The sequence below is a fragment of the Pontibacter locisalis genome, from assembly GCF_042684605.1.
Lineage (GTDB): Bacteria > Bacteroidota > Bacteroidia > Cytophagales > Hymenobacteraceae > Pontibacter > Pontibacter locisalis.
The window spans coordinates 16305-33077 of the sequence record NZ_JBHULU010000010.1; the positions used below are offsets into that span (position 1 = coordinate 16305).

Annotated in this window: 12 protein-coding genes; 8 read left to right on the top strand and 4 right to left on the bottom strand. The window is 46.7% G+C overall.

Features of this window, described 5'->3' with window-relative positions; genetic code table 11:
* Nucleotides 1-2: 2 nt before the first annotated feature.
* From ACFSRY_RS06985 to ACFSRY_RS06995, 3 genes are all read left to right on the top strand, one after another.
* Nucleotides 3-2096 carry a family 16 glycosylhydrolase gene (locus ACFSRY_RS06985; RefSeq protein ID WP_377504483.1) on the top strand — a complete coding sequence of 698 codons (2094 nt, stop codon included), beginning with the start codon at nt 3-5 and terminating at the stop codon, nt 2094-2096.
* Between the two features lie 72 nt (nt 2097-2168).
* Nucleotides 2169-4448, top strand: a complete 2280-nt coding sequence (gene bglX, locus ACFSRY_RS06990) for a beta-glucosidase BglX (RefSeq protein WP_377504486.1) — start codon at nt 2169-2171, stop codon at nt 4446-4448.
* 113 nt (nt 4449-4561) lie between these two features.
* On the top strand, nt 4562-5995 hold the full coding sequence (locus tag ACFSRY_RS06995) for a sugar MFS transporter (protein WP_377504489.1): 1434 nt from the start codon (nt 4562-4564) through the stop codon (nt 5993-5995).
* 139 nt (nt 5996-6134) lie between these two features.
* Here ACFSRY_RS06995 and ACFSRY_RS07000 read toward each other — a convergent pair whose 3' ends face one another.
* A complete protein-coding gene (locus tag ACFSRY_RS07000; RefSeq protein ID WP_377504492.1) occupies nt 6135-7415 on the bottom strand; it encodes an erythromycin esterase family protein in 1281 nt (426 codons plus the stop codon).
* A gap of 163 nt (nt 7416-7578) precedes the next feature.
* Entirely contained in the window at nt 7579-8313 is a 735-nt protein-coding gene (locus ACFSRY_RS07005; RefSeq protein WP_377504495.1) for a DUF4197 domain-containing protein, read from the bottom strand.
* 24 nt (nt 8314-8337) lie between these two features.
* On the opposite strand from ACFSRY_RS07005, the gene ACFSRY_RS07010 reads away from it, so the two are divergent.
* The 4 genes from ACFSRY_RS07010 (at nt 8338) to ACFSRY_RS07025 (ending at nt 12412) form a co-directional block, all read left to right on the top strand.
* Nucleotides 8338-9639 (top strand): competence/damage-inducible protein A, encoded by a 1302-nt coding sequence (locus tag ACFSRY_RS07010; protein WP_377504498.1) that lies wholly within the window; start codon nt 8338-8340, stop codon nt 9637-9639.
* A 72-nt stretch (nt 9640-9711) separates the two neighbouring features.
* Nucleotides 9712-11076, top strand: a complete 1365-nt coding sequence (locus ACFSRY_RS07015) for a dihydrolipoamide acetyltransferase family protein (protein ID WP_377504501.1) — start codon at nt 9712-9714, stop codon at nt 11074-11076.
* Nucleotides 11077-11250: 174 nt separating this feature from the next.
* The gene (locus ACFSRY_RS07020) at nt 11251-11760 is read left to right on the top strand and encodes a hypothetical protein (RefSeq protein WP_377504504.1); all 510 of its coding nucleotides are present in this window, start codon (nt 11251-11253) and stop codon (nt 11758-11760) included.
* A 49-nt stretch (nt 11761-11809) separates the two neighbouring features.
* Nucleotides 11810-12412, top strand: a complete 603-nt coding sequence (locus ACFSRY_RS07025; protein ID WP_377504507.1) for a hypothetical protein — start codon at nt 11810-11812, stop codon at nt 12410-12412.
* A gap of 56 nt (nt 12413-12468) precedes the next feature.
* Here the strand turns inward: ACFSRY_RS07025 and ACFSRY_RS07030 are convergent, their stop codons facing one another.
* Complete coding sequence (locus tag ACFSRY_RS07030) at nt 12469-15102, bottom strand: valine--tRNA ligase (RefSeq protein ID WP_377504510.1); 2634 nt, start codon at nt 15100-15102, stop codon at nt 12469-12471.
* Nucleotides 15103-15263: 161 nt separating this feature from the next.
* Nucleotides 15264-15614 (bottom strand): 4Fe-4S dicluster domain-containing protein, encoded by a 351-nt coding sequence (locus ACFSRY_RS07035; protein ID WP_377504513.1) that lies wholly within the window; start codon nt 15612-15614, stop codon nt 15264-15266.
* Between the two features lie 111 nt (nt 15615-15725).
* Between ACFSRY_RS07035 and ACFSRY_RS07040 the strand changes: the two genes are divergently transcribed.
* Nucleotides 15726-16736, top strand: coding sequence for an acyl-CoA reductase (locus ACFSRY_RS07040; protein WP_377504516.1), 1011 nt, complete (start codon nt 15726-15728; stop codon nt 16734-16736).
* The last annotated feature ends 37 nt before the right edge of the window (nt 16737-16773 follow it).

A 16773-nucleotide genomic window follows, 5' to 3' on the forward strand; every position in this document is an offset into this window, starting at 1 on the left:
TTATGAGAATTTTATATAAAGGATTAACAGCGTTTATGCTGCTTTGCTTCGCTGTGCCTGCTTTTTCCCAAAACCCTGGCTTCAATGAACTAGTGTGGCACGATGAGTTCGAAGGGGAAGGCGCACCTAATCCAACCTATTGGAACTACGACCTTGGAACTGGTCAGGGAGGCTGGGGCAATAATGAAGTCCAGTCCTATACTAACCAGAGCAGCAACATTCGTCGCAGCAATGGTAAACTGGTGATTGAGGCAAACAAGAACAACGGTGCCTGGACCTCTGCCCGCATTAAAACACAGGGCAAATACAGCTTTACCTATGGCCGCATTGAGTTCAGGGCAAAACTCCCGAAGGGCTCCGGAACATGGCCAGCACTTTGGATGCTTGGCGAAAGCATCAACACAAAAGGTTGGCCCGCCTGTGGCGAAATAGATGTGATGGAGCATGTGGGCAGGGACCCAGGAAAAATTCATGGGACGCTCCACACCCCTTCCAGCTATGGCAATACTGTAAACACAAATTCGACCATGGTTAGCGATTACGGCGACAGTTTTCATGTGTACGCTGCTGAGTGGACGCCGGAAGCTATAAAGTTTTATGTTGACAACAACCTGTTTTATACTTATGCGCCGGCAAACAAAGATGCTGCCACCTGGCCTTTTAATGATCCGCAGTTTATCATTATTAACCTGGCCATGGGTGGTAACTGGGGCAGCGATACAAAGTATGAAACAAACGGCCAGAAGAATGGGATAGATCCGGCACTCACCACAGCCCGCTTCGAGGTAGATTATGTACGTGTTTACCAGGGCTTTCAGGAATTAAAATTGAATGGACCTACTACAGTAACTCCCAATGCACAAAACCTTAGCTTTAAGGCAAGCCAGGTAACAGGGGCAAGCTATACCTGGGAGGTTCCGGTTGGTGCCACCATAATTAGCGGAGCAGGTACCTCTGAGATAAAAGTAAACTGGGGTGAAACAAGCGGGCAGGTAAGGGTACAGATGGACCTGGATGGCCAGCTTTACAATAAGGAAATCAATGTAAACATAACCCAGAGCCCAAACGGAGAGGCGTTCATGATCGAAGACTTCAGCAGCTTGCCAACAGCTAAGTTAACAAGCAGCGGTGGCACTTTCAATTTCAGCCAGGCAGATGGCGCTATGAAAGTTGACTATCAGGTACCTGATCCAAATGCTCTCCCACAGATAGTATATACTTTAACAGAGCCGCTCAACATGAGCGGCTATCCTGTTTTAGCAGCAACAATCAAAACAAAAAACGAAAGTGGCACTGTTTTACTCCGCCTCGACCTGAAAGATACTGCCGGTAAAACAACCGGTACCAGCACTGTTTTTAACCTGACCCCACTGATTGACGACGGCGAGCATTTTACTTACTACTTTGATTACAGCAACCTTTTTGGCACAGGATCCGGGCAAATAGATGGCACTAAAGTTAAACAGATCAGGATACTTGTTAATTATGGCATTTTAGGATCAGCTGGCAACGATTCCTTCTGGATAGACCAGTTCCGTGTGCTGCAAAGAACACCTTCTGTTCCAAACCGTCCTTCGCACCTCACTCTCTCTAAAACATCAAATTCAGTTACCTTAAACTGGCAGGACAATGCCACAAATGAAGAAAGCTTCAGAATATTCCGGGCCACTTTACAGGCCGGGCCTTTTACTGAAATAGCAACCGTAGCAGCCAATGCAAGAGCGTACACAGACGCAGTTTCTCCAGAAAACGGTTATCTGTATAAAGTAAAAACGACTAACAGTAACGGTACTTCAGAATTCTCTAACCTGGTTGCCAGTTCTGAATCACTCTTAAGCATCAAAGATCAATTTAATAATGACCAGGTAATGGTTTACCCAAACCCTAGCACTGGTGAATTCAGCGTTTTAATCAACAGCGCTTTAAAGATCACCGGAACTCATTTCTTTAATAGCCTGGGCAAAGAAGTAGTAGCCAGTATTTCACAGATTACAGCCAGTTTGCTGCAAGTGAAGACAAACGCTGCACCAGGCTTATACTTTTGCCACCTGCACACTCCGGATGGCATCATCATAAAACGGATACTGATAATCTGATCAGGACTTAACAGCGTTACTTCCTGGCCTTTCGTCTCAGGTTATGGAGTACCCTAATTATACCTAAAAATCATGAAAAAGACTTTTATACTCATGCTGCTGTTAGCAGTAACCGGAGCCACAGTGGGCCTCTCCTCCTTCAAAAGTGGTAACAAAAAAGCTAATACGGAACAGCGTGTAGAGGAACTGCTTGCTAAAATGACGCTGGAAGAAAAAGTTGGTCAGCTGAACTTTGTTGTTGGCGACTTATTTAACACCGGACCTACTGTGCGTACTTCCGAATCCGATATTTTTAACGAGGCTATCCGCAAAGGAGAGATCACTGGTATTTTTAATATTCATGGTGCCGCCTATACCGGCAAGCTTCAGAAAATTGCCGTTGAGCAGTCTCGGTTAGGAATTCCGTTGCTGATAGGCGCTGACGTGATCCATGGCTTTAAAACTGTTTTCCCGATTCCACTGGGCGAAGCCGCCAGCTGGGATCTGGCTGCCATTGAGAAAGGCGCGCGGGTTGCAGCCAAAGAATCTGCTGCCTCTGGCATTAGCCTGACCTTTGCCCCTATGGCCGATGTGGCACGCGATGCCCGTTGGGGAAGAACAGCAGAAGGAGCCGGAGAAGACCCTTACCTGGTGTCGCTGGTTACAGCCGCCCGTGTTAAAGGTTTCCAGGGAAATGACTTGTCTGACCCGCTTACCATAGCCGCCTGCGTGAAGCACTTTGTAGCTTATGGTGCAGCCGAGGCTGGCCGCGATTACAATACCGTGGATATATCGGAGTATGAGCTGCGCAACACCTACCTCCCTCCTTTTAAAGCTGCATTAGATGCCGGCTCTGCTACTCTGATGACCTCTTTTAACGAACTGAACGGAATACCTGCCACAGCCAATACCAAAGTTATGCGTGATATCCTGCGCGATGAGTGGGGCTTTAAAGGGGTGGTGATCTCTGACTGGCAGAACATCCAGGAAATGATAGCACACGGCTATGCACAAGACAATGCCCATGCCGGAGAACTTGCCATTAAAGCAGGAACAGATATGGATATGATGGCCGAAATTTACCTGAAAGAACTTCCAAGGCTGGTTAAATCCGGAAAAGTAGAGCAGAAATACCTGGATGATGCCGTACGCAGAGTACTTTGGCTTAAATTTAAGCTGGGCCTGTTCGATAACCCATACTTATACAGCAATACCAAAACAGAGAAAAAACAGGTACGCTCCAAAGAACATCTGCAGGCTGCCTTCGAAATGGCGCAGCGCTCCATCGTGCTGCTGAAGAACGAGAAAAACCTGCTGCCCCTCAGTACAACTAAAGCTAAAAAGATCGCTGTTATCGGCCCACTGGCAGATAACAAAGAAGACATGAATGGAACCTGGTCGTTCTTCGGGGAGGCACAACACCCTGTAACTTTCCTGGAGGGGATAAAGAAGTACGCTAAAGGCGCCGAAGTAACCTATGCACAAGGCTGCGAGCTTTACAGCGATTCCAAAGCAAAATTTGATGAGGCTGTAGCAGCAGCCAGAAAGGCTGATGTAGTGATCATGGCCATTGGCGAGAGTGCCGTGATGAATGGAGAGGGCGCATCGAGAGCAGACATTACCTTGCCGGGTGTACAGATGGAACTAGTGAAAGCCATACATGCCACCGGAAAGCCGATCATCGCACTTGTTAGCAGCGGCCGTGCCTTAGAGCTTACCTGGCTAGATGAGAATGTGCCGGCTGTACTAGCTACCTGGTCACTTGGATCTGAAGCGGGAAATGCTGCGGCAAGCGTATTGTTCGGTGAATATAACCCATCCGGGAAGCTTCCGGTTTCATTCCCTAGAGCCGTTGGGCAGTTGCCTTTGTACTACAACCACAAGCATACAGGCCGTCCATACGAAGGAAACCATTCTGAGCCAGGCTCGGAGAGGGTATACAAGTCAAGGTACCGTGATGTGCCTAACACGGCACTTTACCCGTTTGGCTATGGTCTCAGCTATACAACTTTTAAGTATGACAACCTGAAGGTAGACAACAATAAGCTTGTTCCGGGTGGGCAGTTGCAGGTAAGCGTAGATGTGACTAATACGGGCAAGCATGCCGGAGAAGAAGTGATACAACTATATACCCGCGACTTGGTAGGCAGCATAACCCGACCCGTGAAAGAACTGAAGAAGTTCCAAAAGCTGGCCTTCAAGCCTGGAGAAAGAAAGACAGTCACTTTCACACTTACTCCGGAAGATCTGGCATTCTGGCGTGCCGATTTAACCTATGGCACAGAACCCGGAGATTTCAAAGTATTTGTAGGACCTAACTCACGTGATGTGCAGGAAACATCTTTTATGCTGTTGAAAGACAGCTCCATGTAAAACAGGTTAGCTAAAGATTAAAAACTATGCTATTTTGCTGATGGTATACTACTTTTAGATAAGTACCATCAGCAAAATTAATTGAAAACTCTAACCTGTTTAATCTTTATGTTATGGCTGTAACCTCACCTTCCTCTAAACCAACTGCTGCGACATCAGGCACCGACCTGGGCAACGGCAAGAGCTTTACAGGTCCTTTGATCATTGTAACGCTGTTGTTCTTTATGTGGGGCTTTATTACCTGCATGAACGACATCCTGATACCGAAACTGCAACAGGTGTTTGTACTGCAGCACTGGCAGGCAATGCTTATTCAAACTGCCTTTTTCGGCGCTTATTTTATTATATCGCTGTTATACTTTGTCTTCTCTATGATCAAAGGGGACCCTATCATGAAAATAGGCTATAAGAATGGCATCATAATAGGGTTATTAGTTGCTGCTATTGGTTGTGCACTGTTTTACCCGGCAGCCGATCTCCATAGTTACGGTTTCTTCCTGCTGGCTTTGTTTGTACTGGCTTCAGGTATAACCATCCTGCAAATCGCAGCAAACCCTTACGTTACAGTGCTCGGAAGACCTGAAGGCGCTGCCAGCCGTTTGAACCTGACCCAGGCGCTGAACTCGTTCGGTACCACAGTGGCTCCTTTAGTAGGCGGCTACCTGATCTTTGAAAGCGTACAGGCCATGGACGATACTGCCGCATCCGTAAAACTTCCTTACCTGGGCCTGGCAGCTACGCTGGTGGCTATTGCCGTACTAATCAAACTGGCTAATTTGCCTCACATAAAAGGTGAAGGACGTATTGTGGCTGATGCCGGAGCACTTAAATACCGCCACCTGGTACTTGGGGTAATCTGCATTTTCATGTACGTAGGCGGCGAAGTGGCTATTGGCAGTACGTTAATAAACTTCTTCAGCTTACCTGAGATTGCCGGTCTTTCCGAAGCGGAAGGCGGTCATTACCTTGCCTTTTTCTGGGGTGGTGCCATGATTGGAAGGTTCTTTGGTGCCGTAGCGCTTGCCGAGTTCAAAAATCAAAGTCGTAAATACTTGATCATTGGTGCTATCACGGCCATTGTAGTTACTATGGTATTTGCTATATATGGTCAGCAGGAGGCATTGATCGTACTGGGTCTTATTGTTGTAAACTTCCTGGTGCTGCTGCTTGGCAGATTTTTACCTAACAGAACATTAGGTTTTTTTGCCACTGCTGTAATCACCTTGCTTCTGATTACGATGCTTACAACAGGTGCGGTTGCTATGTGGGCTGTAATTGCCGTTGGTTTGTTTAACTCAATCATGTTTCCGACAATTTTTACACTTGCCATAAAAGGGTTAGGGGTACACACCAGTCAGGGTTCTTCATTATTGGTGATGGCCATTGTTGGTGGTGCTATTATTCCACCACTGCAAGGATATATAGCAGACATAACCGGTAGCCTTCAGCTATCCTTCATCGTACCTCTGTTCTGCTATCTGTATATTGTGTACTATGGTTTTGTGGGCTCTAAGGTAGAAAAAGTAGACCCTAGCGTTGAAGCATAACTATTGCGCAAAATTTAGCCTGTATCATAAGGAATAGGCAGCCAAAAGCATAAGTTGAAATTTATATTCTCACCCAATAAAGCAGAAGTATGCAGTAATAAGATCCTGCAGGCTTCTGCTTTATTGGGTTTATGTTACTTTAGAAGTTCCATGGATAAAGATCCGGCTCCTTGCCACCGCGTGTCTTCATGTGAAGCGGGTGCACAGCTTCCGTTTCATCAAAATAAATAAAGGCATCGTACCGGTCCGGGATAATGGTTGGTACATAGTTGCCGTACATTTCATACTTCGGGTCATACACTACCCCAATAGCACGGTGCCCGATCCGCTTTTTCAACTCAGGAACTTCACGCAGGTCCTTTGAGAGTATGATCTTATCGTCGGTGCTGATCTCATGCAGCATCCGCTCCCAGCTACCCTCTGCGGCAGGCGGCACATCCATTTTCTGCATCGGGGCTCCCCAGGCCCTGCCGGCTATCACACTGCCTTGGTAGGTTCCAAAGCCTACCAGCTTCACATTGTCACGTCCATAATTTTCACGGGCAAGCTGTCCGATGTTAAACATCCCGTCATCCGCCATATCGGTAAAACTGGCATCTCCGATATGGGTATTATGCTCCCACACAATTCCCTTTGCTTCAGGCCCATGTAGTTCCAGCAACCTGTCAAGCGTTTCCATCATATGGCTGTCGCGCACATTCCAGGATCCTGCTCCTCCCCTCACCATTGCCCTGTAGTACTTCTCTGCGTTTACAGCTACCAAGGCGTTCTGATTGGTATTGAAGTCATGCTCCGGATCGTCTGTAAAGCTTCGGTGTTGTTGTATCCGTTGCAGCATCTCAATCACTTCATTTTCACAATCAGTAGGCACAAAGGCTGTGGCACGCGCATAGGTTTGTGGGTCGCGGTTGAAAGGCTCAAAACAATTTATAGCCATTTTAGCGGCCTCTGCTGCTTGTCCATCATTGTTCTCCAGGAACTTAAGTACCTGCTCCAGCGACTCCCAAAGACTATACACGTCCAGTCCATAAAAGCCGGCTTTTTCGCTCCCGTTTTTAAGATGGTTGAAATCACGCATCCACTCCACCAGAGCCGCAACCTCCCAGTTTGCCCACATCCAGGTTGGCCAGCGCCTGTACACCTGCAACACATCGGCTATTTTGCTACCGGAGTTCTGATACCCTTTTATGAACCTGTTCACGGCATAGCACTCTGGCCAGTCACCTTCAACGGCAACAAAATTGTAACCTTTTTCCTGTATAAGCCTCCTGGATATGGCCGTTCGCCAGGTATAATATTCCGATGTTCCGTGAGAGGCCTCTCCCAGCATCACAACGCGGGCATCTCCTATCTCCTCAATCAGAACATCTAAATCTTTCTCTTTGGTAATCGAATTATACTTAAAAGGTTTGTTTTCCATAGTAGTGCTTGCTTCAGTAGTGTTAATCAACCGCCAGACGCGAGGCCATTTTTCCAGTTTGCTGTATTGTACTTTTATTCAACACTTTATGTTCCATAAAAAAAGCACCCGCTCTGCTACAAAAGCAAAGCGGGTGCGAAAACAGGTAAGTAAGTAATTTAGTCTATGACTGGTTTTCCTTCGTGAACACACGGCGAAGCAGTTCAGTCGTACGTGCGAACGGGTTTTCGCGGATATTTGCCTCCTCCTGCGCAACTAATACAAAAAGACCATCTATGGCTCTTTGAGTGGCATAGTCATCCAGGTCAGGGTTAACCTTCTGGGTGAGCGGTATCTTATTGTACTGATTTACAATATCAGCATAGTACTTAGTGGCATTTGTCTTTTCCAGTGACTTTACCATGACCGGGTTAAAAGCGTTGTAAAGCTGCTGAGAAGTAGTGCGCTTCAGGTACTGCGTTGCGGCATCTTTATCTCCTCTTAATATAGCCCAGGCATCAGCAATGGTCATCTGCTTGATAGCATTTACAAAGATAGGAACGGCGCTTTTTGCTGCATCTTCTGCTCCTCTGTTCAGGGTCAGGACAAACCTGTCCACCTCATTTCCCAGACCTACCTGGCGCAGTGTTTTCTCCACGCGCTTCACATCCTCCGGAAAAGGAATGCGGATCAGGGAGTTCTTGTAGTAACCATCTGTCTGGGAGGCTTGGTTAGACCCGTTTTTAATACCGACCTCAAGGGCTTGTTTAAGACCTGCGGCAACTTCATCACGGCTAACAGGAGTGCCAGTACCGGCTCCGGCAAGCACGCCATCCATCGTTCGCTGAATATCGGTTGCCGTGCAGGCAGAGGCTCCAAGAGCAACAGCTATAAAAGAAGTGTAAAGTAGTTTTTTCATATCGCTAGAACATCTTTAACTTGAATGAGTTTAACTGACCTACGCATAAATCAGACCAAAATATATATGAAAGCTGTTATTGCAGAAATAATCACCATCGGAGATGAAATTCTGTTTGGCCAGATCGTGGATACAAATTCTGCCTGGATGGGTACGGAGCTTACAAAAATAGGAATCCGGGTAAAGCAGATAACTTCCATCTCGGATAGTGCAGAGCATATAATCAAAGCTTTAGACGATGCCAAAACAAGGGCAGACATCATTCTGATAACAGGCGGACTTGGCCCCACCAAAGATGACCTGACAAAAATGGTATTAACCGGCTACTTCAAAACAAAGCTTAAACTGCATGAGCCTTCTCTCACAGATGTGACAGAGATATTCAAAGCCCGTGGCCGGGAACTGACAGAGCTAAACCGGCAGCAGGCTTTCTTACCGGAGACCTGCACCCCTATTCGCAATGTGCTGGGTACTGCTCCTGGTATGTGGTTTGAGCAAGATGAAAAAGTGTTTGTTTCAATGCCAGGTGTGCCATTTGAAATGAAGCGCATGATGACAGCTACTGTGCTGCCACAGTTAAAAGCATACTTCAAAACCCCTGAAATCATTCATAAAGTCGTCCAGACGGTAGGTATTCCTGAATCCATGCTTTCTGATAAGCTGGAGGCCTGGGAGAAGAGTTTACCTCAGCACATTAAACTTGCCTACTTGCCTCACCTGGGAGGCGTGCGCCTACGCCTGACGGGGCAAGGCTCTGATGCCGCACAGTTAGAACAGGAGATGCAGGCAGAAGTTGAGAAGCTGCTTCAGATCATTCCGGACTATATTTTTGCATTGGGCGAGATTTCTTTAGAGGAGGCTGTGGGCCAGTTGCTGAAAGCGCGAGGCTTTACTATTGCCACAGCCGAAAGCTGCACAGGCGGTTATCTGGCGCATAAAATCACGAGTATAAGTGGCAGTTCCGATTACTACCAGGGAAGTATAATTGCCTATCATAACGAAGTAAAAATTCGGGAACTGAATGTAAAAACCGAAACCCTTCAGCAGCATGGTGCCGTAAGTGAGGCAACCGTGAAGGAAATGGCTGAAAATGTACGGCAGAAATTCAACACAGACATTGGGGTAGCCACCAGTGGCATTGCAGGTCCGGGGGGTGGCACGCCTGCCAAACCTGTGGGCACCATCTGGATTGCTTATGCTGATAAAGCCAGAACAGTGGCAAAGCTGCTCAACTTTAACAAAGACAGACTTCTGAATATTGAGTATACCGCTATGGCCGTCCTGAACCTGGTACGTCAAAGTTTAACCTCAACCGTTGAGGAATAGGCTAAATTCCTTAACTTTGTTACGGAAAATCCTATATATCCTAAAACTAAGTTTAAAATAACTAAGATATAAATGGCTCTTGTAGAAATGGTTATGCCCAAAATGGGCGAAAGTATCATGGAAGGTACTGTTCTTAAATGGCTCAAAAATGTGGGTGACACTATTGAGCAGGATGAGTCGGTGCTGGAAGTAGCTACAGACAAAGTGGACACAGAAGTACCTGCTATTCAAGGTGGTGTACTAAAAGAGATTCTTGTAAACGAAGGCGATGTGGTGGCCGTTGGAGCTCCTATTGCCATCATCTCCACTAATGGAGAAGACACAGGATCTGCTGCCCCTGCTGCCACTGAAACACCTGCCGCTGCCGCGCCACAGGCTGCTCCCCAGCAAACTGTTGCCGCAACTGCTACAAGTGAGTCCTCTGCTGCTAAATTAGATCAGCCGGCTACTGGCCGTTTCTATTCTCCTCTGGTGCTGAACATTGCACGCGAAGAAGGAATATCAATGCAGGAACTGGAATACGTTCCAGGCACTGGCAAAGAAGGTCGTGTGTCGAAGAAAGATATCATGAGTTACCTGGAGAACCGTGGCAATGCACCTCAGCAAGCTGCTGCTGCTCAGGCTCCTGCGCAGCCACAGGCACAACCTCAGACACAGGCCCCGGCTGCTGCACCTGCTGCTTCACAGCCAGCTGCTCCTCAGGTGAAACCAGCCTCCTCTTATGGCGGTAATGTGGAACTGATCGAGATGGACCGCATGCGTAAGATGATCGCTGACCGTATGGTTGACAGCAAGCGCATCTCTCCGCACGTAACCTCTTTTGTAGAAGCCGATGTTACAAACATCGTGAACTGGAGAAACAAGTGGAAGAATGAGTATAAGAAGCGCGAAGGTGAAAACCTTACCTTCACTCCTATCTTCATAGATGCTATTGCGAAGGCTATCAAAGATTATCCAATGATCAATGTTTCTGTGGACGGTGGTACTATCATTCGCCACAAAGACATCAACATTGGTATGGCAGTAGCATTGCCAAGCGGTAACCTGATCGTTCCGAACATTAAAAATGCTGATCAGTTAAACCTGAATGGCCTTACTAAGAAAGTAAACGACCTGGCAAACCGTGGTCGTAACAACAAGCTTACTCCGGACGATCTTTCTGGCGGCACCTACACAGTTTCTAACGTAGGTTCTTTCGGTAATGTAATGGGTACTCCGATTATTATGCAGCCACAGGTGGCCATCATGGCTGTTGGCGCTATCAAGAAGAAACCAGCGGTTATCGAGACTCCGGAAGGTGACCTGATCGGTATCCGTCACTTCATGTACCTGTCGCACTCTTACGACCACCGTGTTGTAGATGGCTCGCTGGGTGGCATGTTCGTACGCCGTGTAGCTGATTACCTGGAGAACTTCGATGTAAACCAGACAATCTAAAGACAAAGATCCTGTAAAAGGAATCTTTATATAAAGAGCCTGCTACATCATGTATGTAGCAGGCTCTCTTGTTAGGAACTTACCTGACAAAGCTTTACGAGTATCTTTTTGTCAATATAGAAGTATAACTTTTAGCTGCAATACTTATTATGTGGCTGGCATAAAAACAAAACTATGAGAAATATTTTACCCTGGATGTTAGCAATCATTTTCCTGTTTCTGGCAATCTACTTTTACTGGCAGAAACAAGAGGCCGAAAACAAATTGGAAATTTTAGGCCAGGAAGTAGCTGAAATTGACCGTGACATGGAAGAGGATCGAACAGAATCGATGGAAGAGATGGTTTTACCACCTGATACCGTGGGTATGACACCTCCCGGGGGAGCAGCTTTTGTTGATGAGCTGGGCTCTCTTAGTGAGAGCGACATACAACGACTGAAGCGCAAAGGGTTACAGAACCCAGAATCGGACCTGATGAATGACCTGAACCGCAAACAGAGCAAGCTTATTCCAAGAGAAGGTGTAGTAGGTGGTAAAATGGCCATTCGCGACAGCCGAATCCTGAATGACAGATATGCCCTTGCTTATTATGAGGATGGCCACATTGGAGGATATATGCTGCTTAAGTATGAAGTAAACAATGGCAACATCAATTGGACAGTGGTAGATAATTCCAGCCTATAAGTTCAGCACAAGATTTGATAGGAGAAGTATAAACTATAAAAACAAGCTTATGATGTTATTAAACACTATACTTCCTTTGCTCCTGTCTTTTGTTCTGTCTGGACCTGAACAATTACGTTTGCAGCAGGATATTCAAAAAGATGCAGACTTACTCCGGAGCAGCCGTTACTTTATCAGCGACAACACTTCAGAAACGGCTTCTTTACAAACCATACAAAATGATTTACAGTTGTTTGGCTTGGTTTCAAACCTTGATTTAAGCAACGCTACCTATTCTGAGCGCCAGCAGGGACCACACCAGGTAAAGCAGTGGAAATTTGACGAAGGTGATTTGTACAGTATAACTCAGATAGAAAGTAATATTCACCTGGATACGGTTATAACACAGCGCTACCTGGAGAACAGGCCGCCCTCCCAGCACCGCATTACGAATGACTTCACTTTTCGTACCTATCAGGTAGCCACTTCCTCAGATCCTGACAAGCTTGTTTACCTGACAGAGGCTGAGCAGGGTCTGTTAGCCTATAAGCTTGGCGAAAAAAGAGTAGAGATAAGTTACACCTCTCCTAAAAGAGGGTTGAATGATCTGCTCCCCGAATACAAGGAGGAAGTTCAAAAACTGCTGAAGGATTATAGTAGCTCTATCCGATAAATCAGAAGGGCCACCCTGGTTAGGGTGGCCCTTCTGATTTATTAAAATATATTTACTTACAAAGAAGCCAGACTCTGCTCTATGGCATTTATTTTGGCCTCGGCATCGGCTTTCTTCTTACGCTCATTGGCAATAACTGCCTCCGGAGCGCCACTTACAAAGCGTTCGTTACTAAGCTTTTTATCTACAGCAATCAGAAAGCCTTTGGTATACTCCAACTCCTTCTTCAGGCGCTCCCGCTCTGCTTCCACATCAATATTGCCCTCCATTGGGATAAAGAACTCGTCACCAGAAGCAATGAAACTAATGGCACCCTCTATGTTCTCCTCTACAAATTTAATTTCATCCAGGTTTGCCAGCTTGCGCATTATACCAAAGTATGGCTCATACTGGTCATGGCTCATTACCTTAATGAAGAGGTCCAGTTGCTTGGAGTTAGCAATATTCTTGGAGTTACGGATGTTACGGATAGAACCAATCACGTTCAGCACGCTTTCCATCTGCTCAATGAACTTCTTATCGAATTTGTCACGCTTTGGCCACTCCGCCACAATCAGATACTCCTTGTCATTACGCTCCTTCAGTTCATGCCAGATTTCCTCTGTGATGAACGGCATAAACGGATGTAACACCTTCAGCACTTTCTCCAGTAAACTAACTGTTATATCCAATGTCTGCTTATCAATAGGCTGCTGATAAGCAGGCTTGATCATTTCCAGGTAATTAGAGCAAAAGTCATCCCAAACCAGCTTATAAACTGTAAGCAAAGCATCTGAAATACGGAATTTGCTGAAATGGTCCTCAATCTGAACAAAAGCCTCATTGAAGCGAGATTCAAACCATTGCGTAGCTATCTCATTCGGGAACGGAAGACTTTCATCTACCTCCCATCCTTTAATTAGCCTGAAGGCATTCCATATCTTATTGCTGAAGTTACGTCCCTGTTCTACCAGCTTCTCATCAAACAATAAGTCATTACCGGCTGGTGAACTGAACAGCATACCCGCACGTACGCCATCGGCGCCGTACTGCTTGATAAGGTCCAGCGGGTCCGGTGAGTTGCCTAACTGTTTCGACATTTTACGCCCCTGCGTATCACGCACGATACCTGTCAGGTACACATTGCGGAACGGCATCTCGTTGCGGAATTCGAAACCGGCCATGATCATACGGGCTACCCAGAAGAACAGGATTTCCGGCGCAGTTACCAGGTCATTGGTTGGGTAATAGTATAGAATATCCTTGTTATCAGGATCTTTGAAGCCATCAAAAACTGAGATTGGCCACAACCACGACGAGAACCAGGTATCCAGCACGTCTTCATCCTGACGCAGGTCAGAGAGCTGCAGGTTTTCATTACCGCTTTCCTTACGAGCCTGTACCAAAGCCTCCTCTGCAGTGGTTGCCACTACATAAGAACCATCCGGCAGGTAGTAAGCCGGAATCTGCTGTCCCCACCATAACTGGCGCGAAATACACCAGTCACGCACGTTCTCCATCCAGGAGCGGTACATGTTTTTAAACTTCGGAGGATGCAGGCGAATTTCATCGTTCATCACAGCCTCTAACGCGGGCTTCGACATCTTATCCATCTTGCACCACCATTGCATAGAGAGGCGCGGCTCAATCACGGCACCCGTACGCTCAGAAGTTTGCAACACAGAGGCATACTCCTCAACTTTTAACAGTAAGCCGGCTTCCTGTAAATCTTTTACAATTTTTCGGCGCGCTGCAAAACGATCCTGCCCTACATACAGCTGTGCCTGCTCATTAAGCGTACCATCGTTGTTCAGTATATCGATGGTGGGCAGTTTGTGCTTCTGGCCCAGTTCATAGTCGTTCAGATCGTGGGCTGGTGTTACTTTAAGAGCTCCCGTACCAAATTCAATAGTTACATACTCATCCAGGATCACCGGAATTTCTTTACCCAATAGCGGAATACGAACTGACTTACCGTGCAGGTGCTTGTAGCGCTCATCGCTTGGGTTTACAGCCACAGCCACGTCAGCCATGATAGTCTCGGGGCGTGATGTTGCTACGGTGATGTAAGAAGGCTCTGCTGCACCGTCTGCCACTACTTCGTAGTTCAGGTGGTACATTTTAGCCATTGTGTCTTTCGGAATAACCTCTTCGTCAGAAAGAGCCGTCTGGCCCTGCGGGTCCCAGTTTACCATGCGTACGCCGCGGTAAATCTGACCTTTACGGTACAGGTCCACGAATACTTCGATAACGGCAGCACTCATATCGTCTTCCATTGTAAACCGGGTGCGCTCCCAGTCGCAGGAGGCACCAAGCTTCTTCAGCTGCTCCAGAATAATACCGCCATACTTCTCTTTCCACTCCCAAGCATGCTTCAGGAACTCCTCGCGGGTAAGGTCGCTTTTGTTGATGCCTTTTTCCTTCAGCATAGCCACCACTTTCGCCTCTGTGGCAATAGAAGCGTGGTCAGTGCCCGGCACCCAGCAGGCCTCTTTGCCCTGCATACGCGCACGGCGAATAAGCACATCCTGAATGGTGTTGTTAAGCATATGGCCCATGTGCAGCACACCTGTAACGTTTGGTGGCGGGATCACGATGGTATATGGCTCTTTTTTTGGATTAGGCTCAGAGTGAAAGAAGCCGCGCTGCATCCAGCTATCGTACCACTTCTTCTCTACTTCCTTGGGGTTATATTTTGTTGAAATCGACATCTTATACTAGTTTTTCGGCGTGTTGAGCTAAAAAGCAAAATTAGCGAATTTGAATTAATTGTTGTCTGCTAATTGCAAAATGGTTGAATCTGATAATGCACTACAGGCAAAAAGAAAAGCCTGCCGGAGAGGCAGGCTTCTGTGCTTTAGGTAAAGTATACTTAGCTTGCCTGGTGCAGCCAGTCTTTCTTTGCCAACAGCTCTTCCTCTGTCTCGCGGTAGTCTGGATCATCGACGCAGCAATCCACAGGGCAGACGGCAGCACACTGCGGCTCCTCATGGAAGCCCATGCACTCAGTACATTTATCTGAAACGATGTAGTAAAACTCATCTGAAATAGGTGTTTGTGCAGCATCTCCGGGGATGATCTCTCCTCCGTCGATCTCAACCTCTTTCAGTTCGGTACCACCTCCCCATGTCCATTCCATGCCACCTTCGTAAATAGCAGTGTTTGGGCATTCCGGCTCGCAGGCTCCGCAGTTTATACACTCATCGGTTATCATTATCGCCATAGTCGTATCTCCTGTATATTTTTTATACTTTTGTATTCTACTTTGTTTAACAAACAAAATTAGGAACAATAAGTATCCTTATCAAATAATTTTTACCACAAGCACACTGCCATGACCTTAGAGAACAGGATAGAAGCTTTTATTGAGCTGGGAAAACAGATTCAAAACCTTACTCCGGAAGACCATGCTGCCTGGGCGCGCCTGGCTTCCTCGCGTAATCCATGGTTCACTGAGGAGAACGTTTCGTGTGCCATAAGAGGCATTGCCAGGCTTTTGAATCCGCAGTACCTCCGTGAGTGGCTTTACCCTTACCACCTCAAACAGGTTACACCTAAAAAAGTTGGCGTAGTGATGGCGGGTAATATTCCGATGGTTGGGTTCCATGATTTTCTGTCGGTGCTCATAAGCGGACATGACCTGTTGGCCAAGCTGAGCTCTGATGATGAGGTGCTTATGAAAAAACTGGCAGACATGCTAATCGCCATTGAACCAGCCTTTGCGAATAAAATAGAGTTTGTGCCTATTTTAAAAGGAGCTGATGCCATTATAGCCACCGGATCTGATAATACAGCACGCTACTTTGAGTACTACTTTGCCAAAAGGCCGCACATTATCAGAAAGAACCGCAGCAGCATCGGTATACTTACCGGTCACGAAGAAAAAGAAGAACTGCAAGCTTTAGGGGAGGATGTATTCAGGTACTATGGCCTGGGCTGCCGCAACGTGTCTAAAGTGTTTGTGCCGGAGGGATACACCTTTGATAAGTTCTTTGAAGCCAATACGGCATGGGAGAGTTTACTGGATCATCACAAATACCGCAATAACTATGATTACAACAAGTCAATCTTGCTGGTAAACCGGGTGCCACACGTTGATAACGGCTTTTTATTAGTGCAGGAAAGTGAAAATCTTGTTTCACCGATCTCTGTGCTTTTCTACGAAACCTTTACTTCTCTTTCGGACCTGCGTCACAAGTTAGATCCCCTGAAGGATAAAACACAATGTGTGGTTTCAGCTCATGGCTGGCTGGAAGGTACCATTCCTTTTGGCGAGGCGCAATGCCCGATGCCATGGGACTATGCCGACGGGGTTGATACGCTGGCATTCCTGCAGAAACTTTAACAATCTTAGCAGGTTTCAACATGATTCCACATAACAG

Coding starts and splice junctions, on each gene's coding strand:
- ACFSRY_RS07005 (WP_377504495.1), bottom strand. CDS start 8,313: ATGAAAAAACTACTTTACACTTCTTTTATAGCTGTTGCTCTTGGAGCC.
- ACFSRY_RS07030 (WP_377504510.1), bottom strand. CDS start 15,102: ATGTCGATTTCAACAAAATATAACCCCAAGGAAGTAGAGAAGAAGTGG.
- ACFSRY_RS07000 (WP_377504492.1), bottom strand. CDS start 7,415: ATGGAAAACAAACCTTTTAAGTATAATTCGATTACCAAAGAGAAAGAT.
- ACFSRY_RS06995 (WP_377504489.1), top strand. CDS start 4,562: ATGGCTGTAACCTCACCTTCCTCTAAACCAACTGCTGCGACATCAGGC.
- ACFSRY_RS07010 (WP_377504498.1), top strand. CDS start 8,338: ATGAGTTTAACTGACCTACGCATAAATCAGACCAAAATATATATGAAA.
- ACFSRY_RS07020 (WP_377504504.1), top strand. CDS start 11,251: ATGAGAAATATTTTACCCTGGATGTTAGCAATCATTTTCCTGTTTCTG.
- ACFSRY_RS07040 (WP_377504516.1), top strand. CDS start 15,726: ATGACCTTAGAGAACAGGATAGAAGCTTTTATTGAGCTGGGAAAACAG.
- ACFSRY_RS07025 (WP_377504507.1), top strand. CDS start 11,810: ATGATGTTATTAAACACTATACTTCCTTTGCTCCTGTCTTTTGTTCTG.
- bglX (WP_377504486.1), top strand. CDS start 2,169: ATGAAAAAGACTTTTATACTCATGCTGCTGTTAGCAGTAACCGGAGCC.
- ACFSRY_RS07035 (WP_377504513.1), bottom strand. CDS start 15,614: ATGGCGATAATGATAACCGATGAGTGTATAAACTGCGGAGCCTGCGAG.
- ACFSRY_RS06985 (WP_377504483.1), top strand. CDS start 3: ATGAGAATTTTATATAAAGGATTAACAGCGTTTATGCTGCTTTGCTTC.
- ACFSRY_RS07015 (WP_377504501.1), top strand. CDS start 9,712: ATGGCTCTTGTAGAAATGGTTATGCCCAAAATGGGCGAAAGTATCATG.